Here is a 21,001-nt window from a genome sequence, read left to right on the forward strand (position 1 = left end):
GTGTCGGGGCAGCGGCGCGCGGGGAGCGTGCGGGGGCGCGCGGTGGAGGCCGAGCACCGTTCTTGCAAGTTCTTGCAGTCGCAGTCCGGCGCGGTAGGAGGATGGAAAGGCCCTGGCTGAGCTGGTTGTCAAGGGCGTGCGGCGGCTGGCGGGCCGGCGCGTGGGAGCGGTGTCTCGGGGGCGCGGTGGAAAACTCTCGCAAGCTCTTTCCGTGTCCTTGCAACCCTGTTACGTTCCTCGGCAACCCAGCCAGCCCGCCGTGGCCCGACCGCCGGCCGGCGAGCGACCACACCCCCGCCGCGCCCCACCGTGGCGCCGCACCGGCCCGTGGGCCGGCGCCGCCGCTCCGTATCCGAGCACCCCAGGGATGACATGACAGAGCACCTCGCCGCCCCCACCGGCACGGCTCCGACGGACCACCCCGCAGCCACCCCGGTCGCCCCCGCTTCTTCCCCGGACGCTGTCGCCGCCCCCGACGCTGCCGGCGCGACGGCGCCGCGCGCCGACCACCGCCCCGGCGCCGACCAGCCCGCCGAAGGCCACCCCGTCGGCGAACCCCGCACCGCCGACCACCGCGCCCCCGCCGGCGCGCGGCACTCCGAATGGTGGCGCGAAGCCGTCATCTACCAGGTCTATCCGCGCAGCTTCGCCGACGCCGACGGCGACGGCATGGGCGACCTGGCCGGCGTCCGCCACCGCCTGCCCCACCTGCGCGACCTCGGCGTCGACGCCGTCTGGCTCAGCCCCTGCTACGCCTCGCCGCAGGCCGACGCCGGTTACGACGTCGCGGACTACCGCGCCATCGACCCCATGTTCGGCACGCTGGCCGACGCCGAGGCCGTCATCGACGAGGCCCACCGGCTCGGGCTGCGGGTGATCGTGGACCTGGTGCCGAACCACTGCTCCGACCAGCACGCCTGGTTCCGACGGGCGCTGCGCGAGGGGCCGGGCTCCGCGCCGCGGGACCGCTTCCACTTCCGGGCCGGCAAGGGGGCGGACGGTCAACTGCCGCCCAACGACTGGGAGTCCATCTTCGGCGGGCCCGCCTGGACCCGTACCACCAACCCCGACGGCACCCCGGGCGAGTGGTACTTGCACCTGTTCGCACCGCAGCAGCCCGACTTCAACTGGGACCACCCCGCCGTCCAGGACGAGTTCCGCACCATCCTGCGGTTCTGGCTCGACCTCGGCGTCGACGGTTTCCGCATCGACGTCGCGCACGGCCTGGTCAAGGCCGCCGGGCTGCCCGACATGGGCCGCACCGGGCAGCTCAAGCTGCTCGGCAACCAGGCGTTGCCCTTCTTCGACCAGGACGGGGTCCACGCGATCTACCGGAGTTGGCGCAAGGTCCTGGACGAGTACCCCGGGCAGCGCGTGGGCGTCGCCGAGGCGTGGACCCCCAGCGCCGAGCGCACCGCGCGCTACCTGCGCCCCGACGAGCTGCACCAGGCGTTCAACTTCCACTACCTCACCACGGGTTGGGACGCCGCGGCACTGCGCGCGGTCATCGACGAGTCGCTGGCCGCCATGCGTCCGGTCGGCGCGCCCACCACCTGGGTGCTGTCCAACCACGACGTGGTGCGGCACGCCACCCGGTTCGCCGACGCCGGCCCGGAGCAGGGGCTAGCCCGCGCGCGGGCGGCGGCGCTGCTGATGCTGGCGCTGCCCGGCTCCGCCTACCTCTACCAGGGCGAGGAACTCGGCCTGCCCGAGGTCACCGACCTGCCCGACGAGGTGCGACAGGACCCCTCGTTCTTCCGCGGTGACGGCCAGGCCGGGCTGCGCGACGGCTGCCGGGTGCCGCTGCCCTGGTCGGGCGACGTTCCGCCGTACGGGTTCGGCCCCGAGCCCGGTGGCCCGAGCTGGCTGCCGCAGCCGGCCACCTGGGCCCGGCTCAGCGTGGCCGCGCAGACCGGTGACCCGCACTCGACGCTGGAGCTCTACCGGCGGGCGCTCGCGGTCCGCCGCGAGCAGCCGGCGCTCGGCGCGGGGGACGCGGTGCGCTGGCTGACGGCGCCCGAGGGGGTGCTCTCCTTCCGGCGCGACGCGCCGCTGGGCGGCGTGCAGTGCACGGTCAACACCACGTCCGCCCCCGTGCGCCTGCCCGAGCCCGGCCCGGTGCTGGTGGCCAGCGCCGAACTCGGCCCCGCCGAAGGGGGGACGCGCGAGCTGCCCGCCGACACGGCGGTGTGGTGGGCGGTGTGAGCCCGGGCCCGGGGCGGCCGGCCCCCGCCCCGGGCGCCCGCGAGGCGGCTCAGCCGCGCAGCCGCACCCCGTACCGGGAGCGCAGTCGGCTGATCTCCCAGCAGGAGAGGGCCGTGACCGTGGCCGGACCGCCGACGAGCAGCACGTACGCCAGGACGGGCGGCCCGTTGGGCAGTCCGCCGATGGCCGCGATCTCCCAGACCAGGACGCTGGTCAACAGGGCCGGGGTCGCGGGGTGCACGGCCGCCGTGCCGAAGCCGGTGCGGGCCACCGTGGCCGACGCGAACAGGAACAGGAAGACCGACCACATGCCCGCCACCACGCACGCCAGGATCAGCAGGGTGCCGAGATTCCCGCCCACGTGCGAGGGGTTGAGCAGGTCCAGGCCGTAGAACAGGGCCGGTATCAGGGCCAAGGTGCCGAAGAACAGGCCGAGTTGGCGCAGTGGTCCGCGCAGCGCGGCCCGCATCGTGGCGCGGCGGGTGGGCGGCGCGAGCCAGATGAGGACGCCGAGGACGACCGGGCCGCTGGCGATGAGCAGCCAGGGCGTGAGCAGGAGCGTGGCCCAGTGCTCGGTGAGGTGCTGGTCCAGGTCCCGCAGGCTTCCCAGGGCCGCGACGACCGCGATCGAGACCGCGACCGCCGCCCACGTCCGGAGGGTCTTCAGGCGCGCGACCTGCGGATCGTGGACCGGGACCGGGGCGCCGCCGCGCACGAAGAGGCGCCAGGCCGTGAGGCGGGCGCCGCGGGCGATCGAGTACAGCGCCACCAGCGGCGAGAGCAGCAACAGGAAGGGCAGCAAGACCGGGATCAGGCCGACGGGCACGCGCCGCAACGTCCGCAGCACCGACGGCCAACCCCGAGGCCGGGCGGGGGCGTTCGGGACGCCCGGTGGCGGCGGGGCCGGTGGGGCCGGCGGTGGGGCCGGCGGTCCCGGCCGCAGCGGTACGGGCCCGCCGCCTGGGGGAGCCGGAGGGCTCGGTGGACGGGGGCCGCCTCCCCGGCGGGTGGTTGTCATCTCCGCGCACCTCACTCTCCGGCGCTCTCGCGCCGCCCGGGACCATGCCGCCCCACAAGACGCCCGCGCGGAACGGCGCGGTTGTCGGAGCGGCGTGTCACCTTCCTGGCGGCGACCGATGCGAAACCGTGTTCCACCACGCGGGTTACGGTCCCCGTGACGAGCCGGCCCGGCCCGGCCCGGCGGCGCGTGGCCGGGCCGGCCTAACCCGGACCGGTCAGTCCCACCAGAACGACCAGTTGTGCTTGCCCACCAGGTGCTCCCGCGCGTACCGCTCCAGGGTCTCGCTGTCCTGCCAGATGTTGTCCGGGCAGAACGCGAAGTGCTCGGCGGCGATCGGCAGCGCCTCCTCCAGGGTGCGGGGCGGGTGGGGCACCGACACGTGCAGCACGTCGAACTCCAGCGCCACCACGCGTATCCCGAACCGGTCCTCCCAGGAGCGCAGCACGGCGGAGAACGGGGCCGCGTCCTCGTCGTAGTTCAGCGGGCCGAGCCAGCCGATCGCCGCGAGGACGTCCGCGCTGCGCTCGGCCGGCACCAGGGCTATCCGGGGCGCGGTGAGGATGTCGTACTCCACCAGGGCGGCGGCCACCTCGGCGGCGCGCTCGTCCGGGTCCACCACGGCCGGGCAGGCCGGCGCGAGGCCGGGCCACGCGGTGCCGTACGGAGCGAGCGCCACGGCGTCGTCCAGCTCCGCGCCGCCCTCGCGCGCCGGCTGCCCCGGGGCGCGCCCCGCGCGCCAGGGACCCTCGGCCGCGCCGTCCGCCAACTCCTCGTCCGCGTCGGGCTCCAGTCCGTCCGCCCGCTCAACGTCCCCGTCGACCACGGCGGCGCCCCGCCGGTCAGCGCCGGCGGCGTCCTCCTCGTCCTCCACCGGGGCGGTGTTGTCGGCCCACCACTCGGCCAGCAGCGCGCCGGCCTCGTAGTCGTCCGGGTCGGACGCCAGGTCCGGGCCCAACTCCTCGTTCCACGGCTGGTCGCCATCGCTCTCGCGCTCCCCGCCGAGCAGCACCGGGCGCAACCCGGCCGCCTTCAGCGCGGGCAGCAGCCGTCCCCACGAGTCCTCCGTGGCCGGCTCGGTGGCGCGCCACAGCAGCGGCTCGTGCCACAGGCCGTCGAGGGTGAGCCGGTGCAGGGTGCCCGGCGGCAGGTCGAAGTCGAGTCCCAGGGAGCGTCCCGTGGGGTCGGCGGCCAGGATGTGGAGGGGGTTCGGGGGTGTCGCGTGCGTGGTCACGGGGGTGACGCTACCCCCAGTGTCTGACAACTCAGCGTCGAACAGGCGTCGGGCGGTCAACGTCCCGGCGCGCAACAGCCGGCGACCCATCGGCCGGCAGCCGGCGGCCACCCGCCACCACCCGCTCCGAGGGCAGGACACAGCCCGCGAAACCCGGCCAATCCGGACCCACGTGTGCCAGCTCTAGGGAAGTCCGGACGCGGGGGATCTCAGACCCGGGGGACCTCGGACGCCCGGGGAGCGTGCGGCACGTGCGGGGGGTGCGAGACGTGCGGCGCGTGGGGTACGTGGGGGTCCAGCGGTACCTGGGGGGCGTCGGTCACCTCGGGCACCAGCGTGATCAGCCGCGTCAGCAGGTCGGCGAAGAGTCCGTCCGGCGGCTCCCGCACGAGCAGCTGCCGCACCAGGTCGGCCAGTTCCGGGTCCGCCGTGGCGCCCACCGAGGCCAGCGCCACGAAGTCGTGCACGAGCTGCACCTCAAGCTCCGCGCGCGCGACCGTGCGCCCGTCGAGCCACAGCAGGGCGGTGGTCTCCGCCAGCGAGACCCACGAGCGCACGATCAGCGCGAGCCGCGCGGAGGGCCGCTCGACCTCCAGGTGCGCCAGGATCTGTTCGTACGCCGCCTGCCGCACGTCGTCGATGGTCGCGCGGGCACTGCCCGTCGGGTGCGGCACCTCGCCGCCGCCGACCGCGGCGGCCGGGCCGCCGCGCATCAGGGCCGAGAAGCCGGGGCCGTGGTCCTCGACGAAGTCGAAGAAGCGGCCCATGACGCGCAGCAGCCGCTCGCCCAACGGCCCCTCCCGGGGCTCGACGAAACGGGCGCTCAGCTCGTCGGCGGCGCGCCGCAGCGCCGCCTCGTACAGGCTCTGCTTGCCGGGGAAGTAGTGGTAGACCAACGGTCTGGAGATGCCTGCGCGTTCGGCGATCTCGTCGATCGAGACGTCCTCGGGGGACCGACTGCCGAAGAGGTCGAGCGCCACCGTGATGAGCTGTTCACGTCGTTCCTCGACGCCCATTCTGCGGCGCGCGCTCTTGGCCATGGCCTCATCCTAGTTGGCCACCGCGCCCCTCCGGCCGGCTCAGAGGTCGAGTACGAGCCTGTCCCCGTACGCCCGCGAGACGCAGATCAGCATCTGGTCGTCGCGCTCCGCGTCGGTCAGCAACTCGTCACGGTGGTCGATGTCGCCGGCGACGACCCGTTGCAGGCAGGTGCCGCAGAAACCCTGGGCGCAGGAGTACGCGAGGTCGGGCAGGGCCTGTTCGCGGATGGCGGTCAGCACGCTGGTCCGGGGCCCGACGCTGACCGTGGTGCCGGTGCGGCGCAGCTCCACCTCGAACGCCGTGTCCACGCCGCCACGGTGCCCCGTCCCGCCCGGCGCGAACCGCTCCATGTGCAGCCCGCCACCGGGCGGGTCGGCCGCGCACAGCTCGGCGACCGCGTCCATCAGCCCGTCGGGCCCGCAGCAGTAGACCGCCGCTCCCTCGGGCGCACCGGCCAGTACGGCCGCCAGGTCGGGGCGGCCCCGCTCGTCCTCGGGCAGCACGCTGACCTTCTCCGGCCCGCCGAGCTTCTCGACCTCGGCCACGAACGGCATGCTGGCCAGCGAACGCCCCCCGTACACCAGCCGCCACGGCACGCCGGCCGCCTCCACGGCGCGCAGCATCGGCAGGATCGGCGTGATCCCGATGCCGCCCGCGACGAAGACGTACGCCGGGGCCTCGACCAGCGGGAAGCGGTTCCGTGGCCCGCGCACCTCGACCTCCTCGCCCTCGTGCAACTGCTCGTGGACCTCGCGGGAGCCGCCGCGACCGTCCTCGACGAGCCGGGTGGCGATGGTGTACGAGGTGGTGTCGGCCGGGTCGCCGCACAGCGAGTACTGCCGGATCGTCCCCGAGGGCAGCACGAGGTCCAGGTGGGCGCCGGGCTGCCAGGGCGGCAACTCGGTGCCGGCCAGCCGCAGGAGCATCACGCCGTCGGCCACCTCCCGCCGTTCGGTGATCATCATGCGCGGCGCCGCGCCGCCGGACCCGCCCCGGCCACGGCCGGATATCGGGTCCTCCAACGCGGGCATGGGCCACAGCGGGGACCGCTCGACCTCGCGACCCAGGGCGTGCCGGACGACGAGCGCGGCGGCGGCGAGCGCGATGACGGTGCGGGGGCGGGGCAGGGGGACGCGGGCCATGGTCAGGCACCTCCGGTCGGGCGGGCGGGGGCCGCCTTGGCCTCGGCGGCCGTCGCGGCGGGGGAGTTGGCCAGGTAGGCCAGAGCCTGGGCGGTGCTGAACTCCCGCGAGGGGTGGTAGCCGGGGCTCAGGTAGGCCGGTATGGAGCGGGCGATGGCGCCGGGTCGGGGCAGCAGGCCCTGCCGCCCGGCCCGGACGAACTCCCGCAGGCTGGCCTTGCCGTCGCGCAGCGTCGGGTCGTTGGCCATGAAGAACCTGATGCCGCGCTGCCAGAGGAAGACCAGCGCGGTGAAGGCCGCGCCCCAGGTCCGCGCCCGGCGCCGGTAGCCGCCGTCCACGTGCTGGAACAGGTCGAACGCCACCGAGCGGTGTTCGACCTCCTCGGCGCCGTGCCAGCGCAGCAGGTCGAGCATGACCGGGTCGCAGCCCCTGCGGTCGAGCGCGTCGGCGCCGAGGACCCAGTCCCCGAGGAACGCCGTGTAGTGCTCGATCGCCGCGATCAGCGCGATCCGCTCAAGCAGCCACCACTCGCGCGCCCGGCCGGGCGGCAGCGTGCGGTCGCCGAGCAGCTTCTCGAAGAACCAGTCGACCTGCGCCGTGTACGGGGTGGGGTCGAGCCCGAGCCGCGCCAGGTGCGGCAGCACCTGGTCGTGCGCCTGGGAGTGCACGGCCTCCTGGCCGATGAAGCCGAGCACGTCCGCGCGTAGCCGCTCGTCCCGGATGAGCGGCAGGGCCTGCTTGTAGACGTGCACGAACCAGCGCTCGCCGGCGGGCAGGAGCAGGTGCAGCACGTTGATCGTGTGCGTCGTGGCGGGGTCGCCCGGCACCCAGTGCAGCGGGGTGCCGGACCACTCGAAGTCCACGTTCCGTGCCGCGAGCGGGGTGTACTCCGAGGCCACGGGGGCGGGCCGCGCCTTGGCCGTATTAGACATGGTGTCAATGTACTGGCGGGTAAGTAGATGGCAACAGGGGTGCGCACCCGGGAATTCCCACCACCGACGGCCGCCCGCCGGCCCCGCGCCCGCCGCCCCGCCACTCGGCCCGCCAGCATCCGCTGCCCCGCGACCCGCCTCCGCCGTTCCGCTGCCCGAACCCCTCGCGAGCCCGCCGAACCGCCGCCCCCACGCGAACCGGCCCGGTCCCGGGGTGAGCCGGGACCGGGCCGGCCGGTCAGGTGCGGGGAGGAGCGGGGCGGGTTGGGGGAGGTGGTCGGTCAGCGCAGGGCGGTGAGGCGTTCGCCGCTGGCGAGGGTGGCGCTGAGGTCGGGGCGGGTGCCGGGCTTGGTGGGAAGGGCCAGCAGGTTGCCCGGGGCCGAGCCGGTCATGCCGCCGCTCAGGGTGATCGAGGTGACCTCGGAGTCGCCCGCGGCCAGCACGTACCACTGGCCGGCCGGGGACTTCCACAGCACGCCGGACAGCACGTGCGGGGCGCGAGGCCCGCACGCCGCCGAGTCCTTTGAGCGGGCGGCGACTGTGCCCGGCGCGTCGGGGCGGCGCGCGGGCAGTTGGAGTTGGGCCAGCGTCCTGGCGCCCGTGCCGCGCCACGTCTCCGCCCTGGTGCACACCCAGGCGGCGCTGCCCGCGGCCTCCGGGAGCACCTGGCTGGCGAACTGCCAGGCGTTCACGTCGCGCACGCCGGCCCCGCGAAGCTCCGGCAGGTGACAGGCGGTACGGGCGAGATCGCGCAGCGCCTGCGCGCCCGTCGCGTCGGTGCCGGCGCCGGGGGGCCCGTACGTCAGCCGGGCCGGGACCAACTCCCCGAGGTCGGTGGCCAGGTGCGGGCCGAGCTGCAGGGCCGGCCAGGAGGTGCACTCCCTGGCCTGGACGGGGCTGCGCACCGGGGCGGTCACCCCGTCGGCGCCGCGCGTGACGGGCCGCGCCGCTTCCTGCGGGGCCAACAGGTCCCGCACCGCGACCGAGCGCACCCAGGGTGCCGTCAGATAGCGCACGGTGCCGCCGACGCGGCCGAGGACCAGGGCCGTCGCCGACGCCTGGTCGGCCGCGTCGGCGCGCCCGAGGTCGAGCAGCGCGCCGCCCCCGTCGCCGCTCCTGGCCTCCGCGTACCTGACCACCCGCAGCCCGTCGTGGAACAGCACCACCGCGGCCTGGTCCACGGTGCCGGCGAACAGCAACTGGGGCGGCCCGGCGGGCGGTCCGGGCAGGGTGCCGGGGGTGGCCGCGACCCGCACCGAGCCGCCGGGCCGCGCCCACACGGCCAGCGCCCGCCGCAGCAGCTCACGGTCGCCGAGCCGGTCGCCGCGCGCGGGCCAGGTCGCGAAGTCGCGGCGGCTGGCGGTGCGCCAGGCGTCCGGCTCGGCGCGGGTGAGCCGGTTCGGGTCGAGGGCCGCGTCGGCCGCGGGGTTACGGGCGTAGGTGGGGGCCGCGGCGCCGTCCGGGCCCCAGCCGTCGCCGGGAAGCCCGAGCAACACGGCGCACACCGCGAGGGCCGCGGCCGCGGCCAGCGCGGCCCGGCCGTGTTGGCGGCGGCGCGCCAGGTCGGTCGGGCGGGCGCGCAGCGCGCACGGGTCGAACTCCGGCGAGTCCAGCCGCGGCCGGTCGGCGCGGTCGGCCCGGGGGACGCCGTCGGCCTCGGCGACGGCCGCGGCCGCGTCCGCCACGCCCGCATCCGCCAGGACCCGGCGCAGCGCCGGCCCGTCGAGCCCGTCGAGGTCGCGCAGCGCGAAGGCGGCCCGGCCGGGCCCGGAGAGGGAGGCCAGGGTCTGTTCCAGGGCCAGCGCGGCGGGCCCGTCGGAGCGGGGGGCCAGCCGCAGCCCCCACACCTGCGGCAGCAGCGGCGGCAGCGCGGCGCGGGGCGGCAACTCCCAGCGCCGTCGGGGCCGCGCGGCATCGAGGGCGGCCCGCAACACCCGCAGCCGCAGCGGCGGGTAGCCGTCGGCCGCCCCGCGTGCCCCGCGCTGTCCCGGCAGCCCGGCCGAGCGGGTCGCGGCCGGCTCGGCGGCGTCTGTCGCGCCGCGCGGCAGGGCGCGTTGGGCCAGGGCGTGCGCGGTCAGGACGCGGCGGGTGCGGCCGAGGTCGGGCGGCAGGACGACGTAGCCGAGCCGCACCAGGTGCCGATAGTGCTCCGTGAGCGCGGCTTCGGCCAGCTCCGGGTCGAGGGGGCCGGGGGGCTCGCTGGGGGGCGCTGTCGCCTGCTGCTGTTCCACGGCCCGTAGAACGAGCGAGGCAGGCGATGGTCACCTGCGCGGCAGGGTCGCGGGGCCCGCGCCGTGGGCCCCGCGACCCGTGGTCTACCGCGTCTGCCAGTCGGCGAAGTCGACCAGCCCGTGGGCCCCCGAGCCGCCGTGCGTGGCCGTCATGAACAGGCCCGCGTCCTGCCGGTCGGCGGCCCCGGGCACGCTCACCGTGCCCACCGTGCGCCAGGTGGCCCCGTCGTCCGTGGACAGCGCCCCGGTGTACGCGCCGGACGGCTCGCGGGTCAGCCGCAGCAGTACGGGCGCCCGCACGCCGGTGACGCGCCGGTAGGTGTCCACGGTGCCGTCGCCGTTGGCGTCGTAGGAGAGCACGACGCCGTTGCCGGGCGTGACCGCCAGGTTGAGGAAGCCCGGGGAGCCGGCGGTGGACAGGTCGTCGCGGACGATGATGCCCGCGCGCGCCCACGGGCCGGTCGCCGGCTGCTGGGTCACGCGCACGCTCACCGCGCCGCCGGTGGCCAGCGACCGCGGCCGGTAGACCGCGCCGAACTCGGCCGTGGCCTTCCACAGGTCCCGGCCGCCGCCGGCGATGGCGTACCGGTCGCCGAGCTGGCCGAAGACCGCGTCGTTGGTGGTGACCGTGCGCAGCCCGGCCTCCAGCGGGCCGGCGACGTGGAGGGTGCCCCGGCGCACGTCGGTGATCCGCTCCTCGCCGCGCGGCCCGTAGGCCGTGCTCAGCTCGTACGGCAGCGGCTCCAGCGGCGCCGTCAGCGGCGTGCTCGGTGCCGTCACCCGCCAGTGCGCGGCGACGTGGCCGGCGGCCGGCACGCTGGGCACCGAGGTGGGGCCCTGCGGGGTGGCGTCCGGGCCGGTGAGGCGGAAGTCCACGCGGCCGGTGGGGGCCAGGCCGTTGATGTTGTGGAAGTCCACCGTCACCAGCGCGTTGCCACCGGGTTCGAGCGCGGTCGGGTCGGCGCTGACCTCGATGGCACCCTGGTACGGGGCGCGGGCCAGCACCTCGCGGACCCGGCTCGCGGTGCGGTACGCGTCGCGCGTCGGCCGCTGCGGGTAGCTCTTGCGCTCCCGGGTCCAGGGCTCCTCGATGGTGTACCAGTCGAACGTCTTCGGCTCGCGGCCCTCGGCGAGCGCGTCCTCCAACTCGTCCAGGTAGAGCCGCCACTGCGGCAGGTGGAAGTCGCCGATCAGCCCCTGCCAGTCGCGGTTGCCGTAGTTGGCGAGCCGGCCCGTGTCGGCGGTGGCGCGGTCGGCCCAGGTGGTGATCAACGCCCGTGCGGAGTGCTCCAGTTGGACCTGTTCGGCCTCGCTGGACGCCATCCGCTTCGCGTCCTCGAGCCACGGGCCGAGCAGGAAGCCGCGGTGCGCCGCCGACATCTCCTCGCTCAGCTCCATCAGCCGCAGCCACAGCCGGGACAGGGCGCGGAAGGCGGCCAGGTCGCCGCGCTGGTAGGCCGACTTGAGCTGGGGCTGCAACTGCCAGGAGCGGTTGGCCAGCACCTGTCGACCCAGGTCCGTGATGTCGTACCGGTAGGCGTCCGAGCCGCGCAGCGCGGGCCGCACGCCGAGCAGCGCCGCGAAGGCGGTGTCGAAGACGGCCAGGTCGAAGGCGGGTTCGCGGGTGGCGTAGTAGGTGCCCGAGCGCGCGCCGAGGTTGGGCCGCGCCGCGAAGATCGAGTCGTGCGGCCTCCCGTCGGCGCTGCTGATCTCGTACGCGCTCTCGCGCAGCGCGTCGAACGCCTCGTGGGCGTGCCGGTCCCGGCCGCCGTAGCGGGCGTCGGCGTACTCGCGGAACCAGGCCGTGCGGTCCACGGCCGCGTCCCGCCAGGCCAGCTCGCTGAAGAGTTCGAAGGCGGCCGGGTCGCGCTCGGCGGCCTCGGGCATGTACGCGGTGCCCACCAGCGCGCTGTCGGGTTTGTCGCGCCATACGGTGAAACGGTCCGCCCACATATGGGTCTTGGCGCCGATCGTGGTGCGTCCGCCGAAGTTGGGGATGGTGCCGAACGCGTACGGCGTGCCGCCCCAGTCCTGCTCGCGGTCGCCGATCCGCTCCAGGTCCGAGAGCCCGTCGACGACCAGCAACCGGCTCTTGTCCACGGCGTTCAGCAGCTCCCGGCGCGGGTTCTCCTGCCAGCCGAGAATCACCCAGACGGCCTCCGGCCGGGCGGCGGCGAGCGCCTTCTGCACGGCGCGCGCCGCGTCGGCGACCGGCACGTCGCCCGGGTTGCCGCCCTCGTGCAGCAGGTCCATCTTGTAGCCGACGGCCGGCCCGAACAGTTCCTCCTGGTGGCGGTAGAAGGAGGCGGCGACCCGCTCGAAGACGGGCGTGCGCGGGTCGAGCCACTCCGGGCGCGGCAGCCCGTTCCAGGTGCCCTGCTCGATGGTGCGCCCGCCGGGGTTGCGCTCGGCGAAGCCGCCCGGGACGGTGCCGAAGTAGCCGGGGAAGATCGGCGACATGCCCAGCTCGCGCAGCCGGTCCGCGATCCGCTGGCCCAACTCGGTCCGCTTGGCCAGCAGCTCGGGGCTGACCGGGCCCGCGTACTCGCTCATGTTCTGGAGCATCCACCAGGGCTGGTGGGAGGGGGCGGGCAGCCAGGTGCGCAGCTCGGTGTCGGAGTAGCCGAACTCCTGGAGGAAGCGGTGGTAGACCGCCTCCTGGCCCGCGGTGATCAGCACCTCGTTGCAGCCGTGCAGCGCGAGCAGGTCGATCATTCGCTCCCAGCGGTCCCAGTCGGCGTACGGCGAGGTGTAGCCGTCGTGGGTGTCGTTGAAGGCGAAGCGGTGCGGGAGGGCGGTGGAGCGGCGCAGCGGCTCGCGCGGGGCGGGCAGCCGCTGCGGCAGGTCGAGCTGGTTGCCCGACCACGACAGGTGCGCCCGGCAGGTGTACTTGAGGTACCAGTGCACGCCGGTCAGGATCACCGCGGGGCTGGTACCGGCGACCTCGACGCGTCCGGTGGAACCGGTGACGGTGAAGCGCTCGCGGCGGTCGCGGTCGTGCCGGCCGGCGGGCCGCTGCCCGGCGCCACGGCCGGGGCCGTCGGCCAGCAGCCGCAGCCGGAACTGGTCCACGTGGTCGGGCAGCAGCCGGGCCAGGGCCGCGCGGGCCGGGGCCAGGGAGTACGGCTTGCCATCGCGGGCCGCGCCGGCACCGGCGTGCGGGGCGGCGCTCGCCCCGCTGCCGTGCGCGGCCAGCGCGGCGGTGACGCCGATGGCGCCGGCGGTGCCAAGGACGGTGCGTCTGGTCAGGTCACTCACGGATGCCCCCACGGTTCGTCAGGATCGGTGGACACATGCGAGGGCACCGTAACCGCTGCCAGACCCCGGGTCGAGACGCCTTGCGGGCCGGTGTCGTCAGCCCCGGTCGAGGTAGGCGAGGACGGCCAGAACGCGCCGGTTGTCGTCGTCGGACGGCGGCAGGCCGAGCTTGCCGAAGATGTTCGAGGTGTGTTTGGCGACCGCCCGCTCGGTGACGAAGAGCTGCGCGGCGATGGCCGCGTTGGACCTGCCCTGCGCCATCAGCTCCATCACCTCCTTCTCACGGGGCGTCAGGTTGCCCATCGGCTTGTCCTGCGAGCGCCGGGTCAGCAGTTGCGAGATGACCTGCGGGTCCATCGCGGTGCCGCCGGCGGCCACCCGGCGGACCGCGTCGATGAACTGGTCGGCGTCGAAGACCCGGTCCTTGAGCAGGTAGCCGATGCCACCGCTGCCGTCGGCGAGCAACTCGCGCGCGTACAACTGCTCCACGTGCTGGGACAGGACGAGCACCGGCAGGCCCGGCCTGGCCCGGCGCGCGGCGAGCGCGCACTGGAGGCCCTCGTCGGTGAAGGACGGCGGCAGCCGCACGTCCACCACGGCCACGTCGGGCTCCAACTCGGCGAGCGCGCGGGAGAGTTCGGGCCCGGACTCGACCGCGGCGGCGATCTCGAAGTCGTACGCCTCCAACATCCGCACCAGACCGTCCCGGAGCAGGAAGAGGTCTTCGGCCACGACTGCGCGCACGGCGTACTCCAGCGAGGGGGATCAGGTGCCGCCGGCGTTCCGGCGGCGGATGCCCTGGCACTCTACCGAGCGCGCCCCGCCCGCCCTCCACGGAGTGGGCGGTGACCAGGTGGGCCCGGTGCGCGGCCCGGCCGGCGTACCGCCGGGGAGCCGGCGCGGCTCAGGCGGAGGAGAGGCCCGTCGCCGGGGGCCCCTCCAGCCAGGCGGCCGGCCCGGCAGCGGGCAACCGCTCCGCGACCGGTGTCCAGAAGTCGTCCCCCGGGTCGGCGGAGACCGTCACCCGCTCGCCCCCGGCCCACGTCGCGTCGAACGCCAGCCGCCACGAGTGCAGGCAGGTGCGCTCGCCACGGGCGGCGGCCTGCTTGTCGAACAGCGGGTCGCCCACGATGGGGAAACCGATCCACGCCAGGTGCACCCGGATCTGGTGCCGGCGCCCGGTCACCGGCTCGATCGCCAGCAGCGTGTGCCGCTCGTCCGCCCACAGCCGAGTGAAGTGGGTGATCGACGGATACGTCTTGACGTGCGTGAACACCTTCTCGTCCGGCACCCGCCAGCAACCGTGCGCCGCCTCGGTGCCCGCCGGCGCGTCGGTGGTGATGTCCTCGCGCTGCGCCCCCACCCGCACCCGGTTCTTGCGCCCCACGCTCAACGGCATGTCGATGGTGCCGCGCTCCGGCAGCCCCCCGGGCCGGCCGTCGGTGGGCACCAGGGCCAGGTACGCCTTGTCCACCGTGCGCTTGTTGAACTGCCTGGTCACCTCGGACTGGATGCGCTGCTGCTTGGCGAAGAGCACGACGCCCGAGGTCGCCTTGTCGATCCGGTGGCACGGGATCAGCGTCTCGCCGACCTCCTCGGCCATCCGGACCAGGTCACTCTCGTGCCGTTCGCCCATCACGGAGACGCCGGCGGGCTTGTTCACCACGAGGAACGCCGCGTCCTCCCGCACGATGGAACCCGTACGGTCCCGGATCTGGGTCCACTCGTTCATCTGCATCCATCTCAGGTCCCGGGCGCGGCGGTGCGCCAGCGCTCGCCCCATGCTCCCAAACCACCCGGCGGGCGCGAAATCCAGCCGACCACCGGGGCCCCGGGCGCTCCCACGGCCACGGGCCGCGCCCGGTCACGCCCGGCGCGGCCCGATCGGGTCCCGTACCCACTTCGCGGAAAGGCTCACGCCCTGCCGGAGGGGGCCGGGTACGGATCGCACGGGATCTCCATGGTCACCATGGTCGGCCCGCCGACCGGGCTGCTGACGGCCAGCACCCCGTCGAAGGCGCCGAGCCGCCGCTCGATGCCGGTCAGCCCCGAGCCGGCGGTGGTGTCCGCCCCGCCCCTGCCGTTGTCGGTCACCGCGATCCGCAGCGTGCCGTCCGCGTGGTGCACGTCCAGCCACACCCGCTCGGCCCGCGCGTGCTTGGCCGCGTTCGTCAGCACCTCGCTGATCGCGAAGTACGCCGCCGACTCCACCGGCTCCTCGAACCGCCCGGGCAGCTCCACGTCCACCTCCACCGGCATCGCCATCCGCAGCGCCAGCGCCCGCACCGCGTCGCCGAGGCCGCGCTCGGCCAGCACGGGCGGGTGGATGCCGCGCACCAGGTCGCGCAGCTCGGCCAGGGCCTCGGCCGAGTTCGCCCGGGCCATCGACAGCATCTTCTTCGCCTGCTGCGGGTCCTTCTCGATCAGCGCCTCGATGGTGCCCAGGCTCATGCCCATCGCCACCAGCCGGGCCTGCGCGCCGTCGTGCAGGTCGCGCTCGATGCGGCGCAGCTCGGCGGCCGAGGTGTCGACCGCGTCGTGCCGGGTCGCGGTCAGCCGCTCCACCCGGGCGGTGAGCGCCATCTGCGGGGTGGGCGCCAACAGGCCCCGGGCGATGAGGAAGTGGGCGCGCTGAAACACCGGGTTCACGAACAGGGCGAGCGCCACGAGGGCGATGCCGAGCAGCGCCGCGAGGTTCGCCGTGGACTGCGAGGAGACCGGGATGAAGGCGTACCACTCGTTGCCGCCCGAGTTGACGATCGGCCGCCACACGCCCGCCGCGAGCACCCATCCGTAGACGGCGTACGGGATGAGGACGAAGGAGAGCAGGGCGGTGACGAAGCCCGCCGTCATGTCGGTGAACAGCCACAGCAGGTCGCGCCAGGTCGCGGGGTCCTTGAGCAGCAGGGTGCACCGCTCGACCAGGCCGGTGAAGCCGGGGCGCAGGTCGGGCGGGAAGGGCCGGTAGGGCACGGGGATCGTCACCCCGGCCCAGTCGCCCGCGATCCGCCGCCGCCAGTTGGCGAAGCCGCGCACGGCGGCCAGCACGTACGGGGTCGTGATCAGGCCGATGCCCAGCAGGATGAAGACGATCGACAGCACCGTCAGGACGAACAGCGTGATCGAGCCCGCGAGGGTGATGAACATCAGCGCGAACCCCTGGGCGGACACGCGCAGCGCGTTGCGGACTCTCATGTGTGCTCTCCCCGTCGTGGGCCGTACCGCCCGTACCTCGGGCACTGTCCAGTCTGGCCGCCCGACCATTGTGCGGCACTGGCGCCGGACCCCGAGCCGGGGTGTACCTAGCACCACCCCGCCGACCTCGCCTTTTGCTTCGGGCCTTGGGTGCTTTGGCGGCTGGGGCGCGGACCTGGCGATTCCTAGGTTGAGGACGTGACTTACTCGGTCCTTACCTCAGGGGGAGAAACGCCATGAAGCAGAACCTCGCGGCCCGGCTCGGCGGGTGGAGTACCCGCCACCGCAAGACCGCGATCTTCGGCTGGTTGCTGTTCGTCGTGCTGCTCGCCGTCGCCGGCGGAGCGTCGGGCATGGTCGAGATGACCAAGTCGGAGGACGGCGCGGGCGATTCGGTCAAGGCCGAGAAGATCCTGGAGGACGCCGGCCTGACCACCCCCGCGGGCGAGATGGTGATGGTGCGCAGCGCCGAGCCGGACGGCTGGCGCGCCGTCGCCGACCAGCTCGCCGCCGACATCGAGAAGACCGGGGAGGTCGACGACGTCAAGGACCCGGTCCGCTCCGACAGCGGGCGCGAGGGCCTGATCAGCTTCGACATGAAGGGTGACGCCGACACCGCGGGCGACCGCGTCGACCCCGTCATGGACCTGGTGGACAAGGCGGCCAAGTCCCACAAGGAACTGGAGGTCTACCAGTTCGGCGAGGCCAGCTCCGCCACCTGGCTGGACACGGTGCTCGGCGACGACATGAAGAAGGCCGAGTTCACGGCCGTACCGCTGGCGCTCGGCATCCTCTTCGTCGTCTTCGGCGCCGCGGTCGCCGCGCTGCTCCCGGTGATCCTCGCGCTGACCGCCTGCGTCGCGACCTTCGGCGTGCTGGCGCTGGTCAGCCACCAGATGCACCTGACGCCCACCATCAACTCGGTGATGTTCCTGGTCGGCCTGGCCGTCGGCGTCGACTACTGCCTGTTCTACCTGCGCCGGGAGCGGGACGAGCGGGCCGCCGGCCGGGACGCGGAGACGGCGCTGCGCATCGCCGCGGCCACCAGCGGGCGCACCGTGCTGGTCTCCGGCTTCACGGTGATGGTCGCCATGGCCGGCATGTTCTTCTCCGGGCTGCTGCTGTTCAAGGGCTTCGCGGTGGCCACCATCGTGGTCGTCTTCATCGCCATGCTGGGCTCCGTGACGGTGCTGCCCGCGATGCTGTCCTGGCTGGGTGACCGGGTCAACAAGGGCCGGCTGCCCTTCCTGGGCCGCAGGGCCGAGCGCCGGGCCGCGCGGCCCGAGAAGACCGGCGTCGTCACGGCGCTGATCAAGCCCGTCGTGGCCCGGCCGAAGGTGTTCGCCGTGCTGGCCACGGTCGCGCTGGTGGCGCTGGGGGCGCCGGCGGCGGGCATGAAGACGGAGCAGCTCGGCCTGGAGAAGCAGTTCGGCAAGGACGCGGGCATCGCGGTCGCCTTCCGTGAGATCACCGAGACCTTCCCCGGCGGCCCGTCCCCGGCCCAGGTGGTCATGGAGGCCGACGTGAGCGCGCCCGGCTTCGTCAACGCGGTCGCCGACTTCAGGAAGAAGGCCGCGGCGACCGGCGAGTTCGGCACCGTCGAGGTCGTCACGCACCCGGAGAAGGGTGTCGCGGAGATCGACGTGCCGCTGGCCGGCAACGGCTCCGACGACGAGTCAAAGCACGCCCTGACCACCCTGCGCGAGGACGTCATCCCCGGCACGCTGGCCGACGCCACCGAGCAGGTGTACGTCACCGGCGACCTGGCCGGCTCGGTCGACTTCAACGACCAGCTCAAGACGGGCATCGTGCCGGTCTTCCTGTTCATCATCGCGATGACGTTCGTGCTGATGCTGGTCTGCTTCCGCTCGGTGCCCATCGCGCTGGTCTCGATCGTGCTCAACCTGCTGTCGGTGGCCGCCGCGTACGGCGTGATGGTCGCGGTCTTCCAGCACGGCTGGGGCGCCGGAGCGCTCGGCATGGAGAAGGTCGGCGCGATCGAGTCCTGGATGCCGCTGTTCGTGCTGGTCATCCTGTTCGGCCTGTCGATGGACTACCACGTTTTCGTGGTCTCCCGTATCCGGGAGGCACACGACCGTGGCCGCTCCACCCGGGCGGCGATCGTCGAGGGCATCCAGGCCACCGCCGGCTCCATCTCCGGCGCCGCGGCGATCATGGTGGCCGTGTTCGCGGTCTTCGCGATGCTGTCCATGCAGGATATGCAGCAGATGGGCGTCGGCCTGGCGGTCGCGGTCCTGCTCGACGCGACCCTGGTCCGTATGGTGCTGCTGCCCTCGGTGATGGCGCTGCTCGGTGACAGGAACTGGTACCTGCCCCGCTGGCTCGGCTGGCTCCCGCACTTCTCGCACGGCGACGAGCCGGTGGAGCCCACCACCCGCCCGCTGGCCCACCAGCCCGCGATGGCCGCGACCCCCGGCCCGTACGCCCAGCGGCCCGGCCACGACCAGGGGTACGGCCAGGGCTACGGCCAGGACCAGTACCCCGGCTACGGCGCCGGCCCGGGCCAGCGGCCCGGAAGCGGCCAGGGATACGACGGCTACGGCCGGCCGTAGGGCGACGGGGGCGCCGCCCCTGACCGCCCCTGACCCCGCGGCCCGGCGGACGCCCCCGCCGGGCCCGGGCCCTCGGAAACCGGGCCCGTGTCAGGGCCCGCCCCGCACCACGCGCCGCCGCCGGACACGGAACCCCGTGTCCGGCGGCGGCGCGAGCGCGCCCGGCGACCGGGGTGCGACCGGGCGTGCGGCGCGGTGGCGGCGCGCGCCGTCAGGCCGCCGCGACGACCGGCTCGACCCGACGCGCGACGGCCTGCAACATCTCCAGCCGGACCAGCCCCGCGCCGCCCGCGCGGATCGCCAGCCAGTACGCCCCGAAGACCAGCCGGGACCGCTCGTCCGTGCAGCGCACCCGGGTCTCGATGGTCATGAGGCTGCCGTCGCCGTCGGCGACCACCCGGGCCCCGGTGACGGTCTTGGCCCAGCCGGGCTCGGTGAAGTCACAGAACGCCTCTGGGTCGCCGTCCGGGATCGGGGCCACCTCGGGCCGTACGTACCAGAACTTGGCGATCTTCCCGCGCACCTCGGCCAGCTCGTCGCGCGCCAGCAGCGGCACCGGCGCCGACTCCGAGACCCGCCCGCTGAGCCGCAGCGTGCCCAGCGAGCGGATGCCGGTCAGCATCTGGGTGATGTGGAGTTCCTCGGCGGTCAGCTCCTGGAAGGCGCGCCAGGTCGTCGCGGGATCGGCCGCGATCCGACGGCTGTAGACGGACCGGAAGTCGTGCTCGGGCATGAAGCGATCGAGTTCCATACGGGCACGCTATACCGCGACCCGCGCCCGTGGATGGCCGTCCGAGGTACGTGAGTCAGCCGATGGGCGCGTACTTGTAGCCGACCCGGCGCACGGTGACGATGGCCGCCCGGTGTTCCGCGCCCAGCTTGCGGCGCAGCCGGGCGATGTGGACGTCGACGGTCCGGCCGTCCCCGACGTGCCCGTAGCCCCACACCGTGGTCACCAACTGGTCCCGGGTGTGCACCCGGTGCGGGTGCGCGACCAGGTGGGTCAGCAGCTCGAACTCCAGGTAGGTCAGGTCCAGCGGACGGCCCGCGACCTGGGCGGCGCGTTGCTCGGGGTCGATCTGGATCAGCGCGTCGCCGTGCGTGGTGGCGGCCGGCGCCGGCGCCACCGGGCCGGCCCCGGGCCGCCGATCGGCGGGGACCAGGACCAGGTAGCCGACCATCGGCGGCTGCCCGGGCAGCGTCGGCAGACTGTGCGCGGGGGCGGGCAGCCAGGTGGCCTCCGAGTGCAGCAGGTCCGCGACGGGCGGCAGTTCGTCGGGGGCCACCGCGCGCAGTCGCTGCCGGGGCGGCTGCGGGCGCGCCGCGCGCAGCGGCGTGGCGGCGGAGACGGGGGAGCCGGCGGCGCCGGGGGGCAGGTGCGCTGCCGAGGACGCCGAGGAGACGGACGAGACGGGAGACGCGGAAGGAACGGCGGAAACGGCGGATACGGAGGAAACCGACGGGACGGAGGTCGCGGGCGAGGGGGACAGCGAGCGTGCGTGGGTCATGAGAGGTCAGCTCTTTCGCGCAGAGGGCGTCGTGGACGTCGTGCGCGCGGGCAGGGCTGGCGGCCGGAGAGCCGACGTCCGAGGGGGACGTCAGGTGTCAGCGCAGTGAGCGGGCCCGCGCGTCAGAGCGCGCGACAACACTCGCGGTCGAAGTGGTGCCCCTGGCGAGAAGGCCAAAACGGCTCAAGGTCGCTGCGACCTGTCGCGGTGCTGTGGAGGCTGGCCATGCCCCTATTGAAGCAGACAATCCGACGAGGGTCCCGGCTCGGTCGCAGGTCACATCCCCGGCCCCGGCCCGCCTGGCGCCACGTGTGCGGCGCTCGGTAGCGCGCCCCGGCCGCCGCCCGGCCCGCTCGCGCCGCCGCCCCGCGCGCGGACCGGCCCCCTCCCGTCCGGCCCGGGGGCCGAGGGCGTCGACGCGGCGTCGGCGGAGGACGCGGGGGAGCGGTCCCAGGGGGCGGGCGGCCGGCCCGGTGGTGACGGTCACGCCGTGACCACCGCAGCGTTTCGGACATGCCGACGCATCGTCGGATCATGGAAGACCGCAGTCCGCATTTCCGTCGACGCTTCGTCAAGACACCGTCTCACCAGGGGAGATAAAGGATTAGCCACGATATGCGTCCGTGTCATGAACGTGTCGATCGTGGGCAAAGTTTCCCCTTGG

Annotated in this window: 14 protein-coding genes; 2 read left to right on the forward strand and 12 right to left on the reverse strand. The window is 74.5% G+C overall.

What is annotated here, in order from left to right; translation table 11 throughout:
* Window positions 1-372 precede the first annotated feature (372 nt).
* A complete protein-coding gene (locus OYE22_RS25600) occupies window positions 373-2,205 on the forward strand; it encodes a glycoside hydrolase family 13 protein (RefSeq protein ID WP_277322587.1) in 1,833 nt (610 codons plus the stop codon).
* A 49-nt stretch (window positions 2,206-2,254) separates the two neighbouring features.
* Here OYE22_RS25600 and OYE22_RS25605 read toward each other — a convergent pair whose 3' ends face one another.
* The 10 genes from OYE22_RS25605 to OYE22_RS25650 form a co-directional block, all read right to left on the reverse strand.
* Window positions 2,255-3,031 (reverse strand): hypothetical protein, encoded by a 777-nt coding sequence (locus OYE22_RS25605; protein ID WP_277322588.1) that lies wholly within the window; start codon window positions 3,029-3,031, stop codon window positions 2,255-2,257.
* A 409-nt stretch (window positions 3,032-3,440) separates the two neighbouring features.
* The gene (locus OYE22_RS25610) at window positions 3,441-4,457 is read right to left on the reverse strand and encodes a DUF4253 domain-containing protein (protein WP_277322589.1); all 1,017 of its coding nucleotides are present in this window, start codon (window positions 4,455-4,457) and stop codon (window positions 3,441-3,443) included.
* A 209-nt stretch (window positions 4,458-4,666) separates the two neighbouring features.
* Entirely contained in the window at window positions 4,667-5,497 is an 831-nt protein-coding gene (locus tag OYE22_RS25615; RefSeq protein WP_277322590.1) for a TetR/AcrR family transcriptional regulator, read from the reverse strand.
* A 39-nt stretch (window positions 5,498-5,536) separates the two neighbouring features.
* On the reverse strand, window positions 5,537-6,640 hold the full coding sequence (locus OYE22_RS25620) for a PDR/VanB family oxidoreductase (RefSeq protein WP_277322591.1): 1,104 nt from the start codon (window positions 6,638-6,640) through the stop codon (window positions 5,537-5,539).
* 2 nt (window positions 6,641-6,642) lie between these two features.
* Window positions 6,643-7,572 (reverse strand): metal-dependent hydrolase, encoded by a 930-nt coding sequence (locus OYE22_RS25625; RefSeq protein ID WP_277322592.1) that lies wholly within the window; start codon window positions 7,570-7,572, stop codon window positions 6,643-6,645.
* A 281-nt stretch (window positions 7,573-7,853) separates the two neighbouring features.
* On the reverse strand, window positions 7,854-9,803 hold the full coding sequence (locus tag OYE22_RS25630) for a hypothetical protein (RefSeq protein ID WP_277322593.1): 1,950 nt from the start codon (window positions 9,801-9,803) through the stop codon (window positions 7,854-7,856).
* 84 nt (window positions 9,804-9,887) lie between these two features.
* Window positions 9,888-13,061 (reverse strand): alpha-N-acetylglucosaminidase TIM-barrel domain-containing protein, encoded by a 3,174-nt coding sequence (locus OYE22_RS25635; protein ID WP_277322594.1) that lies wholly within the window; start codon window positions 13,059-13,061, stop codon window positions 9,888-9,890.
* Between the two features lie 96 nt (window positions 13,062-13,157).
* Entirely contained in the window at window positions 13,158-13,805 is a 648-nt protein-coding gene (locus OYE22_RS25640) for a response regulator transcription factor (protein WP_277322595.1), read from the reverse strand.
* Window positions 13,806-13,965: 160 nt separating this feature from the next.
* Entirely contained in the window at window positions 13,966-14,793 is an 828-nt protein-coding gene (locus OYE22_RS25645) for an RNA pseudouridine synthase (RefSeq protein ID WP_277322596.1), read from the reverse strand.
* A 182-nt stretch (window positions 14,794-14,975) separates the two neighbouring features.
* On the reverse strand, window positions 14,976-16,256 hold the full coding sequence (locus OYE22_RS25650; RefSeq protein ID WP_277322597.1) for a sensor histidine kinase: 1,281 nt from the start codon (window positions 16,254-16,256) through the stop codon (window positions 14,976-14,978).
* A gap of 236 nt (window positions 16,257-16,492) precedes the next feature.
* Between OYE22_RS25650 and OYE22_RS25655 the strand changes: the two genes are divergently transcribed.
* Complete coding sequence (locus OYE22_RS25655; RefSeq protein WP_277322598.1) at window positions 16,493-18,829, forward strand: MMPL family transporter; 2,337 nt, start codon at window positions 16,493-16,495, stop codon at window positions 18,827-18,829.
* 211 nt (window positions 18,830-19,040) lie between these two features.
* Here OYE22_RS25655 and OYE22_RS25660 read toward each other — a convergent pair whose 3' ends face one another.
* Both OYE22_RS25660 and OYE22_RS25665 read right to left on the reverse strand, forming a co-directional pair.
* Window positions 19,041-19,580 carry a hypothetical protein gene (locus tag OYE22_RS25660; RefSeq protein WP_277322599.1) on the reverse strand — a complete coding sequence of 180 codons (540 nt, stop codon included), beginning with the start codon at window positions 19,578-19,580 and terminating at the stop codon, window positions 19,041-19,043.
* Window positions 19,581-19,635: 55 nt separating this feature from the next.
* Window positions 19,636-20,160, reverse strand: a complete 525-nt coding sequence (locus OYE22_RS25665) for a winged helix-turn-helix domain-containing protein (protein WP_277324319.1) — start codon at window positions 20,158-20,160, stop codon at window positions 19,636-19,638.
* Window positions 20,161-21,001: the final 841 nt, after the last annotated feature.

The sequence above is a fragment of the Streptomyces sp. 71268 genome (assembly GCF_029392895.1).
In the GTDB taxonomy this organism is placed as follows: Bacteria; Actinomycetota; Actinomycetes; order Streptomycetales; family Streptomycetaceae; genus Streptomyces.